The 21,787-nt window shown below is 54.5% G+C and carries 14 protein-coding genes; 4 read left to right on the top strand and 10 right to left on the bottom strand.

From position 1 onward, the window contains the following. Positions 1–27: 27 nt before the first annotated feature. The 3 genes from gatC to BLR08_RS26760 all read right to left on the bottom strand — a co-directional run bounded on the left by gatC (position 28) and on the right by BLR08_RS26760 (position 3,551). Positions 28–315 (bottom strand): Asp-tRNA(Asn)/Glu-tRNA(Gln) amidotransferase subunit GatC, encoded by a 288-nt coding sequence (gene gatC / locus BLR08_RS26750; RefSeq protein WP_072337508.1) that lies wholly within the window; start codon positions 313–315, stop codon positions 28–30. 371 nt (positions 316–686) lie between these two features. Next, entirely contained in the window at positions 687–1,064 is a 378-nt protein-coding gene (locus BLR08_RS26755) for an ATPase (protein ID WP_072337406.1), read from the bottom strand. Positions 1,065–1,262: 198 nt separating this feature from the next. Next, positions 1,263–3,551 (bottom strand): AraC family transcriptional regulator, encoded by a 2,289-nt coding sequence (locus BLR08_RS26760; RefSeq protein ID WP_072337408.1) that lies wholly within the window; start codon positions 3,549–3,551, stop codon positions 1,263–1,265. A 397-nt stretch (positions 3,552–3,948) separates the two neighbouring features. Between BLR08_RS26760 and BLR08_RS26765 the strand changes: the two genes are divergently transcribed. From BLR08_RS26765 to BLR08_RS26780, 4 genes are all read left to right on the top strand, one after another. Next, positions 3,949–4,806: an ABC transporter permease gene (locus tag BLR08_RS26765; RefSeq protein ID WP_256257802.1), complete on the top strand. Its 858-nt coding sequence runs from the start codon at positions 3,949–3,951 to the stop codon at positions 4,804–4,806. 16 nt (positions 4,807–4,822) lie between these two features. After that, the gene (locus tag BLR08_RS26770) at positions 4,823–5,689 is read left to right on the top strand and encodes a carbohydrate ABC transporter permease (RefSeq protein WP_072337412.1); all 867 of its coding nucleotides are present in this window, start codon (positions 4,823–4,825) and stop codon (positions 5,687–5,689) included. Positions 5,690–5,770: 81 nt separating this feature from the next. Further along, complete coding sequence (locus BLR08_RS26775) at positions 5,771–7,285, top strand: extracellular solute-binding protein (RefSeq protein WP_072337414.1); 1,515 nt, start codon at positions 5,771–5,773, stop codon at positions 7,283–7,285. 45 nt (positions 7,286–7,330) lie between these two features. Beyond that, positions 7,331–8,599 (top strand): BNR-4 repeat-containing protein, encoded by a 1,269-nt coding sequence (locus BLR08_RS26780; RefSeq protein ID WP_072337416.1) that lies wholly within the window; start codon positions 7,331–7,333, stop codon positions 8,597–8,599. Between the two features lie 82 nt (positions 8,600–8,681). Here BLR08_RS26780 and BLR08_RS26785 read toward each other — a convergent pair whose 3' ends face one another. The 7 genes from BLR08_RS26785 to BLR08_RS26815 all read right to left on the bottom strand — a co-directional run bounded on the left by BLR08_RS26785 (position 8,682) and on the right by BLR08_RS26815 (position 21,742). Then, positions 8,682–10,217, bottom strand: coding sequence for a response regulator transcription factor (locus BLR08_RS26785; protein WP_072337418.1), 1,536 nt, complete (start codon positions 10,215–10,217; stop codon positions 8,682–8,684). Further along, positions 10,214–12,028: a cache domain-containing sensor histidine kinase gene (locus tag BLR08_RS26790; protein WP_072337420.1), complete on the bottom strand. Its 1,815-nt coding sequence runs from the start codon at positions 12,026–12,028 to the stop codon at positions 10,214–10,216. The genes BLR08_RS26785 and BLR08_RS26790 overlap by 4 nt, the downstream gene beginning before the upstream one ends. A 121-nt stretch (positions 12,029–12,149) precedes the next feature. Then, positions 12,150–13,265: a glycoside hydrolase family 88/105 protein gene (locus tag BLR08_RS26795; protein ID WP_072337422.1), complete on the bottom strand. Its 1,116-nt coding sequence runs from the start codon at positions 13,263–13,265 to the stop codon at positions 12,150–12,152. A 102-nt stretch (positions 13,266–13,367) separates the two neighbouring features. Continuing rightward, positions 13,368–15,008 carry an extracellular solute-binding protein gene (locus tag BLR08_RS26800; protein ID WP_072337424.1) on the bottom strand — a complete coding sequence of 547 codons (1,641 nt, stop codon included), beginning with the start codon at positions 15,006–15,008 and terminating at the stop codon, positions 13,368–13,370. Between the two features lie 41 nt (positions 15,009–15,049). Then, the gene (locus BLR08_RS26805; RefSeq protein ID WP_072337426.1) at positions 15,050–15,922 is read right to left on the bottom strand and encodes a carbohydrate ABC transporter permease; all 873 of its coding nucleotides are present in this window, start codon (positions 15,920–15,922) and stop codon (positions 15,050–15,052) included. Positions 15,923–15,941: 19 nt separating this feature from the next. Continuing rightward, a complete protein-coding gene (locus BLR08_RS26810; RefSeq protein ID WP_072337428.1) occupies positions 15,942–16,898 on the bottom strand; it encodes an ABC transporter permease in 957 nt (318 codons plus the stop codon). A 218-nt stretch (positions 16,899–17,116) separates the two neighbouring features. Then, the gene (locus BLR08_RS26815) at positions 17,117–21,742 is read right to left on the bottom strand and encodes a family 43 glycosylhydrolase (protein WP_072337430.1); all 4,626 of its coding nucleotides are present in this window, start codon (positions 21,740–21,742) and stop codon (positions 17,117–17,119) included. Positions 21,743–21,787 lie beyond the last annotated feature (45 nt).

Here is a 21,787-nt window from a genome sequence, read left to right on the forward strand (position 1 = left end):
TGAATCCTCCCTCCAAATGTTGCTTTCCTATTCCAGTACCGCCGGAACTTTGATCTGTCCGTCCTCTTCGTCCGGCGCATTTTGCAGCACCTTGTCCAAATTCAGAGAAGGCTTCACCACATCTTCGCGCATAACATTCACAAGAGGCATCGCATGACTGGTTGGCTCCACGCCTTCGGTATCGAGCTGTTCAAGCTGCTCCGCATACCCCAGAATCGCATTCAACTGCTCTGCGAACTTCTCTTTCTCCTCCTCGCTGAGCTCCAGACGGGCCAGTGCCGCCACATGCTCAACGTCCTTAACGGTAATACTCATATCCTGCACCTCGCTTGTTGGCTGATCATTCCTATTATTATAGCTCAGTTGCCGGGCTAACTCAATGGACAAGCCGCTCTCCTGCGGCGGGCCGCGGCGCTCCGGGCCGCGGTTCACGGTATGGTCCCAGGCATGTTCCTCGGCAGACGCTGCGCAGTGACTCTGCCTGAAACTTTTAAGAAAACCTGACCATCGGTCAGGTCCGTCAAGATCTCTGCGTACGTTTCCCCGCTTTTGGCGCGTGGGAAGGAATGAATATGGGATTCCAACCGCTCTTGAAGTCATGTCCCATTGGAACTGAGATATTGAAAAAAAGCCGGCCCCCCGCAAGGAAGGACCGGCCTCGGCAGCGCGCCGCCAGCGGCGGCTGATTATATCCAGGCTTTCAAGTGAATCTGACGGATAAAGTCCTGATTGGACTGCACCTCTTTGCTTGCTTCTGCCGGCGCTTCCTCGACTTCCCCGTTCATAATGCGGCGGAACAGCGCCGAATTTTTCGTGGCGAGCGCGAAGTCGATCAGCGCCTCCCGCTCGATCCGGTCGGCTTCCTGCCTCAGCAGCGTTTCTTCCAGCTCAACGTCGGCTCCCGGCACAAAATGATGTTTGTTGGTCTTCGGAACTCGTACGACGTAATCAAATACATTATCCGCATTGCGGTCGTAAGCAATGATATATCCGTACTCGCCGACAGGCAGGTTTTGCTCAAAGCTGTCTCCGACAATAATGACCTTCTGCCCTAAACGCAGCATGTTCGTTCCCCTTTCGCTTATCCGTTCCCTGCTTTGATTCATGCTAGTACCGGCGCGATTCCTGAATAGATGACTGGTGCGTAGACTTGTGTAGGAATAGATCATGAATCCGGCTTGCAACGTGTAAGTAGCTAAATTTATTTTTTAGCATATCATTTTTTGGTAGGGTAAGCAATGAAATCGATAGGAACGATGCCCTTATCCTTCGTCAGCCGACAACGGCGCTTCTTCCGTACGGCTCAGCCTGCGGAAATCCCGGGGCGACATGCCGCTCATTTTTTTGAACATCCGGTTGAAGGAGTTGATGTTCTGGTACCCCGACTCCTGCGCAATGTCCTGGATTTTCTTGCCCGGCTGCTCCAGCAGCATGCGCTTGGCCTTGTCGATCCGCACATTGTTGATGTAGTCGACGAAGTACTCGCCGGTTTTCTCTTTGAAATAGGTAGACAGGTAGCCGCCCGTAATATGAAGCTTCTCGGCGACAATATCCAGCGTGATATCTTTCTGGTAATGGGCTTGTACATATTCCGTGACGAAATCGATGATCGGATCGCCGTTTTTTTGTTTGCCGGCAATCTCTTCGCAGGCCGCTGCAAGCAGTTGACTGAAGAACATCCGGTACTGCCGGCTGGAATAAAAGCTTTGCAGCGAGCCAAGCTCCCCGATGACCGACTCGGTCGCCTGCTCGTCCAGACGAAGCGCGTGCAGCGTCTTGCGCACCTTCTGCACGATATCGATCGTGAACTCGCGATATTGGCGCACCGTTCCCTGCCTGCGCTCAAGCTGGGCGAGATGGCGGTCAAGCAGCTGCAGCAGCTCCTGGGCGTTGCCTGCTCGGAGGTTTGTATCGAACTGTCTCTCCTGGGCGGGCGCGAGCAGATGTGACCACTCGCGGCTCGCGCATTCCTTCACCACCTGGGTTTCCTCGTTAAGTATCCTCTCCTGCAGCAAACTGACGGTCTGCTCGTAGGCCGCCGTGTAGTCCGATGCCTCGGGAAACATCCGGGAGACGGCCACCGTGACGAAATAGCCGTCCGCGTCCTGCTTCATGGCCTCCAGCAGCCGGTGGAGGCATGCGTCCAGGCTCGCGTCGTCGATGTCATACACAACGGAGAATATCAACCGGCTCTCCGCCTGGAAAGTCAACGAACGGGGACATTCCAGAGAGAGCGCCTGGTTAATAAATTCACGGATGAAGTAAGTCAGCCTCTCCGGTCCCTGGCGCATTTCCTCCCAGAATCGGGCCCTGTAGCTGATCTCGAACACGATAAACCGGAATGCCTGCTGGCCTAATCCCTCCAAAGCGCCATGAGATCCGTTATATATATTTTTCAGCTTGTCCAGATACCGATACGCGCGCAATTGCGTCGTCTGGTGCATCAAATCCCGTTCGATCGCCGCATTCGCCTTCTGCATGTCGTCCAGCTTGCGGCCGATCAGCTGAAACTCGCGGATGCGGGTGCGCACCTGACCGACCGCCCCTTCGATCCCTTGAATCGAATTGATGATTTGCTTGACCGGATTATTGAAGCGCAGGCTGAACACGACCGAGACGAGCACGCTGACCAGCAGCGCCAGCGTCAGCAGGAGCAGCAGCGTCAGATTGAGCCGGGATACCTGCTCGGAGATGCTCTCGCCCGGCACCGCGCTCACGTAAGAAAGCCGGCTGGTCAAGTCTGTACGGTGAAAATAATACGTATTGTCAAACAAGCCGTAGGACTGGTCCGGCGGCATCATAGCCCGCAGATTCTCAGGTCCGGGACCGCCTGCCGAGAAAATCACGCGGTCGTCCTCATCCATGATCGTAAAGCTGGGGCTGGCGGAACGGTTAAAAGCGTTAAACAGCTTGCCCGCATCGAGCATAGCTACGATATAGAAGTCATCATTTTGCCAATGCTTGACGATATAGGGAATGAACGTGCCTTTGTCCGTGGGGGCGCCTGCCGGGTAGAACGGATACTCGACGAATCGCGAGGCAGGAAAAAGCTTGGAAGAATAAGGCTTGGCGAACTGCTCCTGCCAGAAGGACAGCGGGTAGTCCTCGCTTGCGTAAACCTTTTCGAAAAAGGTTGCCTTCTCATTCGTTCCCACCTTGCTCAGCACCTGCGGATCGTCCTTGAACACAAGCACCGCATTATCCACATACAGCAGCGGATTGCTGATGACCCGGGTCAGCTCCTGCTTCACAAGCTGATAAGCCTCGAATCTGGCATTGCCTGCGCTCCCGCGCAGCAAATCGACGTGGTCTTGGAAATAGAGCGCATACATCTGCTTCTGCACCAGCTCTACATGCTCCTCATACCTCTGGGAAGCAAACTGGATGTTCTGCTCGTTGTATCGGATAATTTCATTGCGAATATTCGTCTGAAAAAAAGAGAACGACCAAAAATTAAAGGAAACCAGCAGCAGGATGACGGTCAGAAATCCGAGCAGCAGCCGGATGAGCATACTTGACCCTTTGGTCTGCGAACCTGCAAACGGACGCATCCCCTTCCCCCTCCCCATCTCTTCTTTCCGAGTTTCTGTTAATGATACACGAGAGCCCTTCCCGTGAAAAGACATTCATGGGACCGCCAAGTACGCATATTTTCGAAAAATGTTCATATTTCCGGAATTTATAAATTTGGAAAAGAATACGGAATTGCTATCGTTCTCATTCCATCCCGCCCATGCTACGATAACCCCACAAACCGCCTGCACCAACGCTTGCCCAACCGAATCGCCCCGTCCCAGCCATGAGGCGATTCCAAAATAAGATGATGGAGGGATACGCGAGATGAAAAGCATAACAACGGCGTCCGGGCCGGAAGCACTCGCTCCGGCCAAACGACAAGCCGGCCGCACGCTATGGAAACGGGCCGTGCAGAGCAAATATCTGCTCATTATGTTCACTCCATGCCTGCTCTACTATTTGATCTTCAAGTATTTGCCGATGGGCGGCATCGTGATCTCCTTTAAGGATTACAGCCTGTACAAGGGCATCTGGGAGAGCAGCTGGGTCGGGCTCAAGTTTTACAACATGTTTTTCCAGAGTCCGGATTTTTGGACGCTGCTGCGCAATACGTTTCTGCTCGGCTTGTACAAACTGGTGTTTGGATTCCCCGCGCCGATTATTCTTGCCCTGCTGCTTAATGAAGTCAAAAACGCTTTTTTCAAGAGATTCGTGCAAACCGTCAGCTATCTGCCTCATTTCATATCCAATGTCGTCGTGGCCGGCATGGTCGTGATGTTCCTGTCGCCGACCAGCGGCATCGTCAACCGTTTCATCGAATCGCTTGGCTTTGACGCCATTCACTTCATGGTCCGTCCCGAGCTGTTCCGGACGATTTACGTAAGCTCGGAGATTTGGCAGCATATCGGGTGGGAGACGATCATTTATTTGGCCGCGCTCACGTCGATCGACCCGGCGCTGTACGAAGCGGCCGATATCGACGGCGCAAGCCGCTGGAACAAGCTGTGGAGCGTGACATTGCCCGGGATCGCGCCGGCCATCATCATTCTGTTCATTCTGAACGTCGGACGGGTGCTGGAGATTGGCTTCGAGAAGGTATTCCTGCTCTACAATCCGGCTACCTACAGTACGGCCGATATATTGAGCACATACGTATACCGGACCGGTCTCATCAACGGCAACTTCAGTTATGCCGCAGCCATCGATATGTTCACCGGCATCATCTGCCTGATCTTTATTTACGCAGCCAACACGCTCAGTCGGCGGCTGTCCGAAACCAGTCTGTGGTAGAAGGAGGCGAATTTCTGTGAAGAGAAAGCTGTCCCTGTTTGCATGCATCAATTCGCTTATCCTGCTGGGTGTCATCATGGTGACGTTATACCCGTTCATCCATATGGCCGCCGTATCGCTGAGCAGCAACGTCCATGTGCTTCGAGGCGAAGTCAGCTTGCTGCCCAAGGGCTTCACGTTCGATATGTACAAGGTCGTGCTGAACGACCCCCGCATCGGCAAGGCGTACTGGAACACCTTCGTTTATGTGACGCTCGGAACCGTCATCTCGCTGATCGTCACCTCCCTCGGCGCCTATGCGCTTGGGAAGAAAACGATGCTTTTCCACCGCGGCTTTACCTTACTGATCATCTTCACGATGTTTTTTAGCGGCGGCATGATCCCCACTTTTCTAATCGTCAAGGAGCTGGGCATTATGGACACCGTATGGGGAATGGTTTTGCCCGGCGCGGTCAGCACATGGAACCTGCTCATTATGCGCACTTTTTTTGCCAATGTTCCCGTGGAGCTTGAAGAATCCGGAAAAATGGACGGCTTGAACGATATCGGCGTATTCTTTCGTATTGTCGTTCCGGTGTCCCAGGCGGTATTCGCCACCATCGGCCTGTTCTACGCCGTCGCCATGTGGAATAACTTCATGCTGCCGCTGCTGTATCTGCGCAATCCGGACCTGTTCCCGCTGCAGGTCATTCTGCGCAATATCGTGCTCGCCGGCCAGTTAAACCAAGCCGATGCGGCCGCCGTCGGAGCCGACAGCGTCATCCTCGAAGAATCGCTCAAGTACGCTACCATTATGGTATCTACCGTTCCCATCCTCTTGGCTTACCCGTTCCTGCAGAAGTATTTCGTGAAAGGCGCGATGATCGGGGCGGTCAAGGGTTAGCTATATAGATCTTGAGGCATCGGGAATCTTCATTCATACCCAGCATCGCCTTCATCAAACACAAAAAGGAGAGGTTGAAACATGAAGAATTGGACTACCAGGCTTGGAAGCGTCGCCCTCTGCACATCTCTTGTCGCCGGTTGTTCGGGAACGGCATCCCCGCCGCCCAGCGCAAACGGCGAGACGCCGCAGGGCAGCGAAAAAACCAAAAACACGTTCACGATGCTGATGGTCGATCATCCGAACTGGCCTTACAACAAAGACTGGGTCGTCTGGAAATGGATCGAGGAAAAAACCGGCGCTACCTTCCAGGTGCAGCTGCCCTCCGGCGAGCTGAAGGATACGATCAACCTGAATGTCGCCTCCGGCAATATGCCCGATATCACCTTCTTCACCGGCCGGGCCGATGCGGACAAGTTTGGACAGCAGGGCGTACTCGCCAATATTCTCGATTACATCGACAGCATGCCGAATTTGAAAAAATGGCTGGAGAAATACCCGGGGATTGCCAAGTCCTCGCTGGCTGCGAACGGGGCCATGTATATGCTGCCCAATGAAGGATTCGGGGAAACAAACAGGCTGATCTGGATGTACCGCGAGGATGTGTTCAAGAAGCATAATCTGAACCCGCCCTCCAACTACGAGGAATTAATCGAGGTCTCGAAAAAGCTCAAGGAGCTGTATCCCGGCAGCTATCCGTTCTCTTTCCGCACCGGTCCCAGGCTCGCCATCCTGGACTACGCGTCCGCCCAGTTCGGCACGCATAGCGGCTTTTTCCTGGATGAGAAGACAGGTAAGCTGCGCTATGGCCCGACGGAAGACGGCTACAAGAAGATGGTCGAGATGTTCCACCGGTTCCATAAAGAAGGCATCATGCCTCCCGATTGGCTGACGGTGAATGTGCAGCAGTGGCAGAACATGGTGTCTACGGACAAATCCTTTATGATCTTTGACTATATCGGCCGCCTTGATCTGTTCAACATTCCGATGCAAAAAACGAATCCGGAATTCAAGCTGGCGTTCATGACGCCGCCGGAAGGGGTGCCCGGCTTCAAGGTCAATCCCTACATTCACTTTATCGAATCGGGCATGACGATCTCCGCCCGTTCCGGCAAAATCAAGGAAGCGCTGCAGGCCTACGACTGGTTCTATTCGGAGGAAGCGAAAACCTTGCTCAGCTGGGGCAAGGACAACGAGATTTATACGAACGAAAACGGACAACGGAAGCTGAAGCCGGACTATCTCGATGTAACTGATGTGCGCAAGAAAACCGGTCTCGCCACCAATGGCGCCTATACCTGGTTCGACTACGACGCTCACCTCGCGCCGGCCACGCCGGGGCAGCGCGAAGCGTACGATCAGGCGCGCAAGCACGACAGCGTCTTCCGCGTCAAGCCGCAGTACAACGAAAGCGAGCTGACGACCGTATCCATGCTTCAGTCGGCGGTCGACAAGCACCGCGAGGAGCAAATTACCCGCTTTATATTGGGCGAGCGCAGCCTCGACCAATGGGATCAATATGTGGCGGAAGCGAAAAAGCTCGGTCTCGACGAGCTGACCAAGCTGACGCAAACCGCTTATGACCGTCTTCGTTAATCCGGGCCGCAGCCCGAAAAAGACCGCTTCTGGGAGGATAAACGGATGAATCCGCTAACGCTTGGCCCTGTCGAACCGGATGGCGGCTGGTGCTTTTTCGCCGACCCCCGGGCCTTGTACTTTGCCGGCAAGCGCCGGAGCACCTATGTCGGCTGGTTATCGGCCGAAGGCGATGTGCGAGTCGGCCGGTACGATCACGCGCTCGACCAGTTTGAGTCCGTGCTGCTTCACGCGGGTCTGCATAAGGACGATCATGCGAACCCTGCGCTTTATATCGACGCCGAGGGCCGTATAACGGTATTTTATTCGGCCCATAACGGCCCCGAGATGCTATACCGCACGACAGAGCGCCCGGAGGACTTGTCCTCCTTCGGGCCTGAGCATTCGCTTCCGGTCAATACCGGTGGCGGCAAAGGGTATACGTACCCGAATCCGGTGTATTTGCGCAAGGAGCGGCAGCTGTATTTATTTTGGAGGGGCGGCAACTTCAAGCCGAACTTCAGCCGCTGTCCCGATCTTGGCGGCAACCGCTGGTCCGAAGCCGAAACGCTTATTCTCGACCACGGGCACCGGCCGTATATCCGCTTTGCGTCGGATGGAGAGGATACGATCCACTTCGCCTGCACCGACGGTCATCCGAATATCGAGCCGACCAACAGCATCTACTACGCGTGCTACCGAGGCGGTGCTCTGTACCGGGCCGACGGGGCAAGGATCAAAGCGGCGGAAGAGCTGCCGCTGACGCTCACGGAGGCGGAAACGGTATTCGACGGCCAGGCGGCCGGGCGCAACAGCTGGATTTGGGATATCGCCCTGGATGAGCGGGGCTGCCCGGTTATTGCTTACGTCGTGTTTGCCGCAACGAATGACCATCGTTACTGCTGCAGCCGCTGGAGCGGCGAAGCCTGGGTCCACAGCGAGCTTGCGGCCGGGGGCTCGTGGTTCCCGCAGACGCCGGAAGGCGAGACGGAGCGCGAGCCGTATTACTCCGGAGGCATGATTCTCGACCATGGCGACCCGTCTACGGTGTACGTCTCCCGGCCTGTTAACGGCATGTTCGAAATCGAGCGCTGGCATACGCCCGACCGAGGCGTGACCTGGTCCTCCGAAGCCGTTACGAGCGGCTCGCCGAGCAACCAGGTTCGCCCCTTCCTGACCCGCAGAAGCGCACCGTCCGCTGCTTCGCAGACGGGAGCCGGAGCGGCGGGCGCGCCGGGTCAAGCCGACCCGCTCCTGCTGTTCTGGATGAGCGGCGACTATCTGCACTACACGGATTACCGCACCGTGCTGAAAGCCGCTTCCGTCCGGGCTTAAGCTTGCGTGTCCCGGCTGCCCAACGCATCCGGCCCAGACGTCGCCGTCCGGGCCGGATGTTGGTTTGTGCGGATTCGAAGAGTCATTGGCCGGCCATCTGCTTGCGGTATTCTTTAGGGGAAACGCCCGCTATTTTGTTGAACATATGCGTGAAATAATTGGAATCGTTGAAGCCGGTGGCCTCGGATATTTCGAATATTTTCATATCCGTGCTTTTCAGCAGCAGCTTCGCTTTCTGTACGCGCAGGTTCTGGATATAGCCGGTTACGCTTTCTCCGGTTTCCTTTTTAAACAGATTGCTGAAGTAGCTGGGGTTGAGATGGACATGGGCGGCAACCTCGGCCAAGCCGCATACGCCCATGTAGGATTCTTCAATAAACCGGATAGCCTGCTTGACCGGATTATCGTTCTTGCTGGCAAGCCAGTTATTATGGGACTTCAGGAATTCATGGATGTATCCCTGCAGCCAGGCCGCAATATCTTCCGGCGTCGCACATTTGTAGACGGAATCCCACTCTATCGGGCGCACGGCCATCCGCCATTCGGGAAACTGGACTTGCACCAGCCGGAGTATGGCGGCAGCCAGCAGCAGCGCTTCGATCTTGGCCGTTTGCGGAGGCAAACGGACGATCCGGTCGACTTGCTCCTGCAGCTCCCGGCTCAGCCGGCTGTTATCCTCCGACATGAGCCAGGTTACAATTTCCTTCTCCTTCTCGTAAAGCGCCGTCTGATTGAGCAAGGAGGCATTGGCAGTGCCTTGGTCCCTGTCCCCTTCCTGGCAATACCGACTGTAGCCCTGGCGCAATTCCTCCGCGCTGGAGCATGGTCCTTGTCCGCTGCATGCCAGATCCAGCCTCAGATAGTGCCGGACCGAATCGGTAAGAATCTGCTGCCAGGAGGGGGCGGTATCGGGCCGGGACGCATCCCGGTCCACCAATAAAGCCCACTCCGATGCGTTCAAGGGAAACAGGCGAAAGCCGCCGGGAAACCATTTGTTCAAGTGCTCCCCGGCAATATTGGCGAAAGCAAACTGCAGCAGCGGCACATCCTGGGCGGAATAATGCTTCTCCGCGGGGAAATAGGTAGGTATCCGGAGAATATGCAGCTCACATTGCTTCATCCGCTTCAGCTGCGCCTCCACCTCTTCGTTGCTGCAGGGCATGCCCATAATGGCCGAGCGCAGCTCGTTGTCCTCATGCTGGCGTTTCCAGCCCTCCACCAGGAGCTGGGACTGGCTTTCCTCGATCAGCTGCACATAAGTCCGGTCGAGTACGCCTAATATATCCGTTTCGACACAAGGCTTCGTGATAAAGTCCAGCACACCGAACTTGACGGCAGACTGGGCATAGGAAAAATCCTTGAATCCGGTTATAATCACGATCTTCGTCAGCCAGCCGCGGCTTCTGATTTCTTCTGCCAGCTGCAGACCGTCTACATGGGGCATCCGGATATCGGTCAGCAAGAGATCCGGAACACATTGCTCCATCATGGCCAAAGCGTCCCGGCCATTGGCCGCTTCCCCCGTCACCACCCACTCGGCGGACCGCTTTCCCGCCAGCTTCAGCAGCCCCTTGCGGAAGTTGGGCTGATCTTCGGCAATAAACAGCTTGCCCTTCATCCTCTCCCCTCCTCATGACTTTCCAGTGTCCCGGATTTAATAGGAAGCGTCATGTGAACGACGGTTCCTTTCCCTTTGCTGCTTGTGATTTCCACGCCATATTCGGGTCCGTATACCAGTTGAATGCGTCGCAGCACGCTTTTGTAGCCGATTCCCGTCTTATTGCCGTCAGGCAGCCGAGCTTCCGCCTCTGTCAAGGTTCTCAAGGTTTCTATATCCATGCCGCATCCGTTGTCAGCCACCTCGATATGCAGCGCCTCTTGGAACAGGAACGCTTTAATCCGCAGCACCCGGTCTTTCTCCATATCGCGGAAAGCATGCACAAACACATTTTCCACCACCGGCAGCAGGAGAGAGCGCATCATCCGCAGATTCAACAGGGACTCCTCCGCTTGAATAATGGTTTCAATCTCGCCGGTGAACAGCTCTGTCTGGATCTTGATGTAATTGCGGATTTGATGCAGCTCTTCGCCAAGCGTCGTGTCGGTCTGGACAGATTTAAGTGAATATTTCAACATCTCCGAGATGGCGTTGATCAGAAGCGCAGCCTCCTCCTGATCGTCGCTGTACAGCTTCCAATACAGCTCATTGAACAGGTTATGCAAATAATGGGGATTCAGCTGAGCCTGGATGGCCTTCAGCTCCGATTCCCTCTGGCTGATCTGGGCCAAATATACTTTATTGATCAGCTCGCTCACTTGCTCCGCCATGCTGTTGAAGCTGTCTCCGATGTAGCCAAGCTCATCGCCGGAATCCACTTTGACACGGACCGTGAAATCGCCGGAACGCAGCGTGCGAAGTCCCTGCATCAGATGGGCCAGAGGAGTCAGGAGCGTCCGGGTGGAAATCGTAATAAGCAGCGCGCTGAGCAGAATCACGCCGATTCCGGCAAAGGCAAATACCTGAATGATGTCTTTATTTTTTCTCTGAATCTCCTGCAAGGAAGCCCCTCCGTACAAGGTAAAGCCAGCCGTAATCAGCTCGTGGCGGACAAACAGATAGGTGATGCCGTTCATTTCGACATAACGGGGATAAGTGGCCTCTGTCAGCTGCATGAGCTGCTCCCTCTCGCTCTGGTCGGTATTGGAGTAGAGCATGCCGCCCATAGGCTCGAGCAGCAGCACCTTGCCGCCGCCGTTCTCCGCAAGATCCCGCAGTACCTTGGATACGAGGCTTTCCTCCATGACCATTACCATGGTGCCGTACGGAATCAGCTTCTCATTGAGCATCCGCCGGGCCGCAACAAGCACCGTTCTGCGGCCGTCCGGATCGATGGTGCTGGCCGCCTCGGCCCGGCCCCAGACCATATTTCCCCGATGGGGCTTAAGCTTTTCCATCAATCTGGCCAAGTCATCCATTCTCGGCTCGCCCGACGCACCGATTTTGGAGAGAACCGTCATTTCCCCATTTTCATTGTACAGGAAAACGGAGCGGATGGACGGCGCATCCACCAGCAGCATATTGAGCTGCTCTTCCACATACTTGCGGTTCTTGAATTCGGTGTAGGAATCGCTTACGGGCCCATTGTTCTCCCTGAGGAACTGTTCGATGGACGGGTTCAGAATAATGGATTGCGACACCCGGTTGATTTCCTGGAAAGTCATCTCCAGCCTGGCCAAAGCCTGTTCGTTGGCGATAGAGAATTGCTTGCTGATTTCATCCTCCATAAGTTGGATATTTGACCGGTAAACCATCCAGCCTGCCAATGCAAAAGCAAGCGCTACCATACATGAGAGCAGCACGATCAGCTTGATCTTGAAGCTGCCCTTTATTTTTCCGGCTATATACCCGGGCCAGCTTGTCGGATGCAATCGGCTCTCCCCTTAAATTTCATCTTGTATTATAAAATGCTTCCTTCCAAGCAAACAAGGTTTCATTTTACCTGTCTGCGTAGGAAGGAAGCGCGTTACGTTACGTTCCGGTTTAGCTGTATTAATTTAAAGCCTCATACAAGGCAATAAGCGCAAGGGACTGTCCGTAGGCCATCGGCCTGATGGCAATGTTTTTATAATGGTCTTTATCCATGCCCATCCCGGTTCCGGCTGATACATTCAGCACGGTTCCATCCCCGTCAATATTTTGGCAAACCGCCTGAATGGCCTTGTCTGCAGCAGCCTGATAAGAGGAATCGAGAATGCCGGCCTTGATGCCCTTGAGGATACCTGCGGCAATGGCGGCCGATCCGGATACCTCTTCATAGCTGTCCGGGTCCTGCAGGACGGTGTGCCACAGACCGGAATCGGCCTGGAGCGGAACCAGAGCATTGACCTGAGCTGTATAGGTATCCACCAGAAATTGCCGGACGCCCGCGTTCATCGTACCCTGGCAAGTTTCCAGGTAATCGACGAGGCCGTAGGTGAACCAGGAATTGCCGCGGCACCAGAAGATGCTGCCGAAATTATCATTGCGCTCGAAGCTCCAGCCGTGGAAAAACAGTCCGGTATGTTTGTCGAACAAGTACTTGATATGGAGCAGAATCTGGTGTACCGCTTCTTGCTCCCACTCCGGCCGGTTGAACTTGCGCCCGGCCTGGTTCAGAAAAAGAACCGCCATAAAGAGCGTGTCAATCCATAACTGTCCATTATGCAGGTGGACGCCATCCCGGTTGCCGATGGCCGTGACCGTATGCTGGAAGCCGCCTTCTTTCGTTTTGGGCAGTTCATGAATGAGCCAGTCCGCATGATCCCGGCACAGCTCCTCCAGTTGGTCGGAAGGCTCAAGCTGATCCAGGAGCAGAACCAGAGCCAGATAAGGGGCGGTCGTATTAATGTTCTTGGACGGCAGACCCACCTCTAGATTGCGGGAATACCAGTTCTGAAAAAATGCCATATAACGATCGTCGCCATAATACTTCTGCAGCTTGTACAGACCGTAAAGGCCGACGCCTTGGGGCCAGTCCCATTCTTCAATGCCGAAATCCCGTTGGACAATCCCTTTTCTTGTATCGGCCGAGACTACGGTTTTATCCTTTTCATAGTCGCTGCCGCCCAGATTCATAAGCTTGTCTACGACCCGTCCGATATTTTGAAGCAGCATTTCATTTGTCATGATTCTTATACTCCTTCTCCTAATAAAATGTTTCGAAAGCGGACTTGGCCCGGCCTTTGCCGAACCAAGTCCGCTTTCATGTTATTCCAGGCTCTTAAGTCCTTACTTGTGTTGGGAGCGCACCAGCTCCAGGATATCCTTACCCAGGAAGGCTCTGTCTTTATTTTCCTTATACCAGGTATTCATGAACTCCTCGATCTGTTTGCCGCCGCCTCTCTCCCAGGCCGCTTTGGCATCTGCTACCGCCTGCTCAGGCGTATATTTGGCCCCGCCGATAATGCCTTTGGCAAAGATGTCCTTCATTTCCTTGTCGACATTCGTATTGATGACAACCAGCTCGCTCGGCAGGGTAGGCATATGCTCATAGTGACTGAGCGCGGGATACTGGGCCTCGGGATTAAGCAAGAACTCGTCGGCTTTCTTCATCATGTCCAGGCCGGCTTTCTGGTCAGGGTCACTGACGTCGAACGCCGCGGCGGAATTCAGAAGCGGGTTCTCAGGGATGGAGTAGAACATGGAGTAGTCCATAGCCCAATCCAGTTCCTTGGCGTTTTTCGCCGGATCGATGACTTTAGGGAAACCGTCCTCCCCTTTTTTCCAATGCTCGCCCTCTATTCCTTTTTTCAGAATCAGACCGTTCTCCGGCTTGAGGATGAAGTTAATATATTCCATAGCAGCCTTAGGATTTTTGGCAGCGGCATTGATTACCGTGGTCATTTGAACCGGATTGACTACATGATGAACGTATTGACCCATGGGGGACTTAGGCTGCGCCATCGGCGCAATCTCCGCTCCCGGAACAACCTTGCGAAGCGTTTTGACGTCCGTTACCGTATTCTCAAACCAGTTGGTGATAGCAGGAGGAAGATAAATGCCTATTTTTCCGTTCAGAAAATCCTGCTTGGCTTTGGCTCCATTTTTGTCCGCCAGATAATCCTTATCGATAAGCCCTTCCTCAAACAACCTTTTCTTGAATTTGAGCGACTCCAGCGTATTGTCCCAAGTCCGGACAATTTTGTCGTCACTGGAAATTTTCCAGCCGTACGAGCCGAACATGGAGTCCACCATGCCGTCCGAGGTGTAGCTCATATTGGTTCCGTACGTATCCTTCTTCCCGTTGCCGTCAGGGTCCTGCTCAACGAATGCTTTCAGGACGACGAGCATTTCCTCGGTGGTTTTCGGAACCTCCAGATTTAGCTTTTTCAGCCAATCCATCCGGATAAAAGCTACGCTTTGCAGATGGGGCTCATTCATTTTGCCGATTTCGTAAAGCTTGCCGTCCGGCTTGGTGCCTATTTTGCGCAGCTGGGGGTACTTTTCCAACAGCTTCTGGTATTCCGGCGCATATTGCAAGTAATCATCCAGCGGCATCAATTGCTTCTGCTGGTACAGGGAATTCCGGAACCCCGTATCAAAATCATTGACAATATCCGGCGCGCTGCCCGATGCGAACAGCACGTTCAGCTTCTTGACCGCCTCTGCCCGGGCTATCGGCACATAAATAGCCGTAACGGGAGAATGCTCGTTGATCCACTTGGTCCAGCGGTTGTCCTCCACTGTTCCTTCCGCTGCGGGAATGTTGCCTCTGTCATAATTGGAAACGGTAATGGTGGCTTTTCCTTCGGCTTTCCCCTGTGTCCCTTCTTCTTTTTGACTGCAGCCTGCCGCTCCTGCCGCCATAACCGCCGACAGTCCCAGTGCCAGCGTGACTTTCAGTTTTGGCGCGGATGTTTGTCCAAACATGCGGAATCCCCCTCAATCTATGATTAATTTTGTTGTTGCCGTTAACCCTTGATAGAGCCAAGCATGATGCCTTTGACAAAATATTTCTGCAGAAACGGGTATACCGCCAGCATGGGCGCAACCATGACCACAACCCCGACCGCTTTCAGCTTTTCGGATACCATTTCCTGCTGCTGCATCATATCCATGGCCGACATGTTGAAATTCCCTTGAATTTGCAGCATTCCCTGAACGATTACCGTAAGATTTTGCAAATTCGTCTTATTGATGTAAAGAATAACGCTCATGAACATGTTCCAGTAGCCCACCCCATAAAACAGCGTCAGCGTAGCCAGCATGGGAAGAGACAAAGGCAATACGATGCGCGTGAGCAGCTGAACCTCGCCGCAGCCGTCAATCTGGGCGGAATCGGCCACTTCTTGCGGGATGCTCTCGAAATAGCTTTTCATAATCAGCATATTATAGGTACTGATCAGCCCGCTAAACCAGAGGGACCAGTAAGTATTGGTCAGGTGCAGGCTATTCATGACCAGATAAGTAGGGATCATGCCTCCGCTGAAGAGCATGGTGAACAAGGCGGCCGTTGTAATCGGCTTGCGGGCGTAGAGGTAACGGCGGGACAAGGGATAGGCCGTCAGCACCGTGGCCAGCATGCTCAAGGCTGTTCCGCCTAAGGTAATGATCACGCTGTTGTTAAAGGCCCGCAAGGCCGGCGTATTCTCAAAAAAGTAGCGGTAAACGGTGAGATCAAGCCCTACCGGCCAGAACCAGACCTGACCCAAGTCAACCGCATGCCCCGAGCTTATGGACAGCGCAATCAGATGCAGGAAAGGCAGGATGCAGCTGAGCGAAATGACGATCAAAACCACGTGAATAAAGCTTACAAAAATTTTTCCGCCTGTAGATTCCTTCAAGAGAATTTCTCTCCTTTCCTCAGAACAATCCCTGATCGAATTTACGGGCCAATGCATTGGCCGACAGCACAAGCACCAGACCGACAAAGGATTCAAACAACCCCATGGCTGTCGTCAGACCAAACTGAGCCTGCTGCAGCCCCACTTTGTACACGTAAGTGCTGATGACCTCCGCTTTCTCCAATACAGTTTGATTCTGCAAATTGTAAACCTGGTCAAACCCTACTTCCATCAGCCGGCCCATGCCAAGAATCAGCAGCAGGATAATCGTAGGACGGATGCCCGGCAGGGTGATATGCCAAATCTGCCTCAGCTTGCCTGCGCCGTCCATCCCTGCGGATTCGTACAGGCTGGGATCAATGCCCGAGAGAGCCGCGAGATAGATGATGGCGCCGAAGCCCATCTCCTTCCACATGCCCGAGCCGATAAAAATGGCGACCCACGAGTCTGTGCGGTACAGGAATGGCACCGGCTCCATCCCCCATTGAGCCAGCAGCTTGTTGATGGTGCCGCCTTCGATAGAGAACAGGGTCAGGACGATCCCTGCCACGATAACCCAGGACAAGAAATGCGGCAAATAAATAACGGTTTGAATCCAGCGCTTCAGCCAGCTCTTCCGGACCTCATTCAAGGCGATGGCGATAATAATCGGCGCTGGGAACCCGAAGACCAGGTTCAGAACGCTCAGGGTAAGGGTATTCCAGATAATTTGCAGCGTGACTTTGGACTGGAATAAGATCTCGAAATATTTCCACCCCACCCACGGACTTGCCCATATGCCATCGTGAAAATTATAGTTTTTGAAAGCGATCACGAGACCGCCCATCGGCACGTAGCGGAAAATCAGATAATAAAGAATTCCCGGTATAAGCATGACAAGCAGCGGAATATTTTGCCGAAACCGCTTTGTCTGGTAAAAAGCCTCTTTGGCGGCAGGTGCTCTATCCGTTCCTGCGGCGGCAGGCGTTGTATTCATGGCTCCCCCTTCTTTCCTGCTGAAAGTTTTGTTCGATGTGTTGCTTATAATGTACCGCGGTTGGCCCATGCCGGGCCTTAAGAATCTTTAGGTGTTTCTGTACGATTTTTGTTTCTTCTACAAAGCCGACCGGCCGCGCGGGACGCAAAATAACCAAGGAGCCTGGCGGACGTTCCCGCCTGGCTCCTTGGTTATTTATTGCGCTCCGTCTGGCCGCTTCAGTTGCTGCGCCACGCTATAAAGCGCGCAAGCATGGCGGATACTTCAGCCCGGGTAACAGCGCCGGCAGGCTCCAGAAGGTTCCCCGGCTTGCCGGTAAGAATACCTGCCGATACAGCCCAATCGATGGCATCGTTGGCCCAGGCGGACACTTGGCCGCCGTCCGCAAAGCTTATGCCATTGCCGCTGGCGGCAGGCTGTTCGGCGTAACGGTGCAGGACAGTAATCAGCTGTTCCCGGGTCATGGAAGCTTCGGGATTACTGCCATCGCTGATCTCGGAGGCGACAGCCCAGTCTGCGGCCTTGCTGTACCAATACTCTCCGCCTTCGGTCTCAACGCCATGCACACGAGCCAGCACGGTAAACAGCATGGCGCGGCTCACGGATACACCCGGCGCGAAGGTTCCCGGCTCCGTTCCGAGCAGCCATTCGCGGCTTGCCGTGAAGGCAATCGCTTCTGCCGCCCAATGGCTGTCAGGCACATCCTGGAAAACAACCTTGTTGTCGATCAGCTTCACCGTCATATTTCCTTTGGCTGTAAAGCTCAATCCGGCTTCGGTGACAACCGTTCCGATCACTTCCTTCGTCCCGTTCTCCCGAACGGCAAAGGCTACCGTGGAAGCGGAAGCATTCTTGAACGGAACGGTAACCCGCGCTTGCGTTACGCCTTCAGGCAGATGGATGGCGGCAGTTACCGCCCCGAGAGCAGTCGTGACGGTCTCAACCTGGACCCCCTTCGCATCCGTGGTGACAGAGCGGCTGCTTCCATCTGGCTTGCTCACGGTCTCCCGCTTGCTGCCATCCTGCTTGGTGACGACCTCGGTAATGGTACCGTTGCGTTCTTTCGTTCTCACTTCACGATCGCCATTCGGCCACACCGTAGTCTCCGTTACCGTGCCGGTTGTCTGATCGGTGCTGCTCACGGTCGTGCTGCCATCCTTGTTTTTGACTTCCGTAGACGGTGCAGACGGTTTAGTCGGAACGGCGGGATCGCTGCCGCCGCTTGAGGTATCGCCGCCGCCGTTGTCGTTATTGTATACACTCACCGTTACAACGCAGGAAGCCGTGTAACCGCCGTCTTCAGTGGCTACCGTAATCACGGCTGAGCCTGCGGCATGAACCGTCACCAGACCGTGCTCATCCACGGTAGCTACAGCCGGATTGGAGCTGCTCCAGGTCACCGTCTTGTTGGCTGCGTCAGCGGGTTTCACGTCTGCTGTAAGCTGAACAGTCGAAGCCCCGTGATTGGTATACAGCTGGGCGGCGGTCTGATTCAGGCTCACACTCGTCACAAGCACCGGCGGCGTATAGACGGCAATGGTCAACGCTACATGGGGACTGGCTTTATGAGTATCCGTCTGTGCGTAACGAACCCAATAAGTTCCGGGAGAAAGATTGGCGATGGCGTCCCCTTCGACGCTCAACCAGGTGCTGCCGTTGTCGGAGGACCACTCCATGGAAGAATTAACCCCGGTGATGCGTCCGTCATTGGCTCCAACCGCCGTTTCATTGGTGTGATTGAGCCCCGTGGGCGCAGCCTTCGGTCCTCCGATCACCATCGCTTTGAAATCATCAAAGTCAATGGAGGCATTGGCATAGCCATCGACGCCGAACCGCTGGCCAGCCAGCTTCTCACCGCCTGTATGACGGAAATTGTAATCGGTGGCCACCTCAACATCGTTTATATAAACGGTATAAGTTTTGGCGTCCCAATTCGCCACCATTTTGATTTTGTACCAGGTATTGTACTGAAAGTCTTGGACCTTGACCTTCGTGGAAGGTCCATTCTGTACGATAATTTTACCCATATCAAAAGCCGTGACCAAGGAGTAATTGCCTGTGCCGCTGTCGTTGCGCACCATGGCGCCATTGGCGTACTGAAAATTGGTGTTTAGTCTGGCACGGTATTCGATGACGATGCGCTCATCCGCCTCAGCCCGTACCTCGCCTGCATACGGCAGGAACAGGTTGGCCTTGCCCGAGGTCGCCGTTGTGGTCACCCGGAGGAACCGATTCCCGGCCTCTTCCTGTACAGTGGCGGAAGCGCCATTGGTCAGATCCTCGGTCGTAATGCCATAAGGATACTTGCCAATCGTATCGCCGGAGAAATCCCGGTAAGCGTTATAGACAACGCCGTCCTGAACGCTGTTCAGCGAACCTAACAAAGCGGCTTCCGCTTGCGCAAGCTTATCCAGTTGCTCGTTAAACTGCTCTTTGCTCAAATCGGCGTTGCCGGCCAGCTCTTCCGCCTTGTTCACCTCGGCTGCGAAGGCATCATACTTGGATTGGCTGTAGTTGCCCAGCCCGTCACCCAAAGGATAAGAGAAATTGACCAGCTTGCTGCGGAGCTGATTCACAATCTCATCAAGGCCCCAGCCCGGAATAACGTTTACGGAAACGGTGGAAGGAAACTCACGGCCATCCAGCTTCAGGATGACAGGCAGCTGAACCGTGCCAAGGGAGTAGAAGTCAAGTCCCTCCGGCTCCCAGCTGACGACCTCTGCTTTCTTCGACTGGCTGTTGTAGACTACATCAACTACGCTCGGCAGCTTAGGGGCTACTCCGGAAGGCGTCTTCACTTGGGTAGCAACCTGAACCGCATCAGAAGCTGCGATCACGGCCAAGCTGAGCGCTGTCTTCTTGCCGTTGTATTCGGCTGTAATCGAAGCTGTGCCCGGCTTTACCGCATAGACCGCATGGGTCACAGAATCAATTCCGGCCACTTCCGGATCGCTGCTCGTGTACTGGGCAGCCGCTGTCACATTCTGAACCTCGTAATTGTTATAGTTGGCCATTACCTGCAAAGGCCCGCTGCTCTGTCCGCTGGTCAGGATGCGGTCCAGTCCGCCGACAGCAACGGACTGCACAGCTTTGGGCTCCGCCGCAACGGTAACTGTGGCTGTCGCCGTTTTCCCGTTATAGGTGGCGGTAATTGTAGCACTGCCCGCACCGACAGCCTTAACCCCGCCACCACCGTCAATAGCGGCGATCTTCGTATCGGAAGAGGTGAAGGTTGCTCCTGCCTCTACAGCGGTATAGGTCGTGCCTGTTACCGTATACAAAGGCAAGCTGTGGGTTTCACCCAATCCGAGCGTATACCCCGGGGCAGCGAATAGCATCTCCGTGGCATCCAGCTTAAATAGATCCAAGCTGTCGATTTCGGCGAGGTTATTTCCCTTCGAGAAGCGGAGAATATTGTCGCCTTCCTTCAGATAGACCTTCGCGGAGGATAGTCCCCAACGATTCACGCCGGAATACACGATGCTCAAATTGATGCCCGAGCTCCCGTTGATCGACAAAATATGAGAAGCATCGGCCGCATTGGGCGAGCCGTTGGCATTGCGCACGGCCAGCATATAAAATCCCGTCTCCGGCACATTGACGGTAAACTGGGCATAATCATCGGCGTTCTTGATGTTGGCAATCTTCATCCCGCCGGAAGCGGTGGCCTCCCGCCGGACAGCGGGAGAAGCTTCACCGCCCGGAGCTTTCACCAGCAGCGCGTTTTCCGCTTCATAACGCTTCCGCACCGGCTCGCCCGAAGGCGTGGCAATCGGGATGTTCGGATCGGCAGGCTCGCCCAGGTTCGGCGTATTGTCAGAATTCCAAGTGAATTTCTGCGTGTGGACTTTACGGGTCCATCCCGATCCCGGCCAGCGGGCGGCATGATAGATGATCCAGTCTTCTGTGCCGTCAGGAGACGTGACGATGCTGTGATGACCCGGGCCGTAAACGCCGTTGGCGCTGGAGAAGATCGGCTTGTCTTTTTTCACCCAGGAATCGGGATTCATCAAATCATCGCCGATCTTGGCTGTGATCAGCCCGAGGCAATAGCTGTCTGTCCAGCTTCCGTTTGCGGAATAGACCAGATTGATCGTGTCGCCTTTTACCGTGACTTGGGGGCCTTCATTAATTCGGGCCGGGGACGATTCCCAGTCATATTCAGACGTCGAAAGCAATACCCTCTCCGAGCTGATGGTCCGCGGATCACTCATCTCCGCAATATATAAGTTCTGGAAGCTTCCGTCCGTTTCTTCCCAGCCGGACCAGATGAAATAATGCTGCTCACCCACCGTCAGCACCGTGCCGTCGATCGCCCAACGATCGGAAGGATCGGTAATCTTCCCTTTGAACTCCCAGGTGCCGGTCAACGGATTGGCACTGGCGTTCTCCAGCACGTACATGCGGTGATTGGCATTGGTTCCGTTGTCGGCAGCGACATAAATATACCATTTGAATTGGCCGTCGGTATCCTTGAGATAGTGCATCTCCGGCGCCCAAATATTGGAGCTGTACATGGTGCCCTTGACCGGCGACCACGCCAGGCGCCTCTCGCCCGCCTCAAGACCGGAGATGGTCTTCGCCCTGCGGATCACGACGCCGCTGGCGTTCGCGAAGACGTTGTAGTAATAGCCGTCCGTGTGCTTGTAAACCCAAGGATCGGCTCCTGTCTGCATAATGACATTGTAGAAATCCGACACATTTTTCCCCTCCTGCGCAAACGAAGGTATGGCATCCGCCGAACCCGGCGACGGCTCCGCAGCCCCGACTAGTCCGCTCCATTGCGGCAGCATCAGCAGCACCGCGAGACAAAGCAGCAGATGTCTGAATTTATTCCTGACCATGTGCAATCCTCCTTGAAATGATGTCAGCCCTTCCAGTTCACGCTT

The sequence above is a fragment of the Paenibacillus sp. cl123 genome (assembly GCF_900101595.1).
GTDB lineage: Bacteria > Bacillota > Bacilli > Paenibacillales > NBRC-103111 > Paenibacillus_G.

What these genes read in the sequence shown, in the direction of transcription:
- gatC (WP_072337508.1), bottom strand. Translation starts at nt 315, where the DNA reads ATGAGTATTACCGTTAAGGACGTTGAGCATGTGGCGGCACTGGCCCGT.
- BLR08_RS26755 (WP_072337406.1), bottom strand. Translation starts at nt 1,064, where the DNA reads ATGCTGCGTTTAGGGCAGAAGGTCATTATTGTCGGAGACAGCTTTGAG.
- BLR08_RS26760 (WP_072337408.1), bottom strand. Translation starts at nt 3,551, where the DNA reads ATGCGTCCGTTTGCAGGTTCGCAGACCAAAGGGTCAAGTATGCTCATC.
- BLR08_RS26765 (WP_256257802.1), top strand. Translation starts at nt 3,949, where the DNA reads ATGTTCACTCCATGCCTGCTCTACTATTTGATCTTCAAGTATTTGCCG.
- BLR08_RS26775 (WP_072337414.1), top strand. Translation starts at nt 5,771, where the DNA reads ATGAAGAATTGGACTACCAGGCTTGGAAGCGTCGCCCTCTGCACATCT.
- BLR08_RS26780 (WP_072337416.1), top strand. Translation starts at nt 7,331, where the DNA reads ATGAATCCGCTAACGCTTGGCCCTGTCGAACCGGATGGCGGCTGGTGC.
- BLR08_RS26785 (WP_072337418.1), bottom strand. Translation starts at nt 10,217, where the DNA reads ATGAAGGGCAAGCTGTTTATTGCCGAAGATCAGCCCAACTTCCGCAAG.
- BLR08_RS26795 (WP_072337422.1), bottom strand. Translation starts at nt 13,265, where the DNA reads ATGACAAATGAAATGCTGCTTCAAAATATCGGACGGGTCGTAGACAAG.
- BLR08_RS26800 (WP_072337424.1), bottom strand. Translation starts at nt 15,008, where the DNA reads ATGTTTGGACAAACATCCGCGCCAAAACTGAAAGTCACGCTGGCACTG.
- BLR08_RS26810 (WP_072337428.1), bottom strand. Translation starts at nt 16,898, where the DNA reads ATGAATACAACGCCTGCCGCCGCAGGAACGGATAGAGCACCTGCCGCC.
- BLR08_RS26815 (WP_072337430.1), bottom strand. Translation starts at nt 21,742, where the DNA reads ATGGTCAGGAATAAATTCAGACATCTGCTGCTTTGTCTCGCGGTGCTG.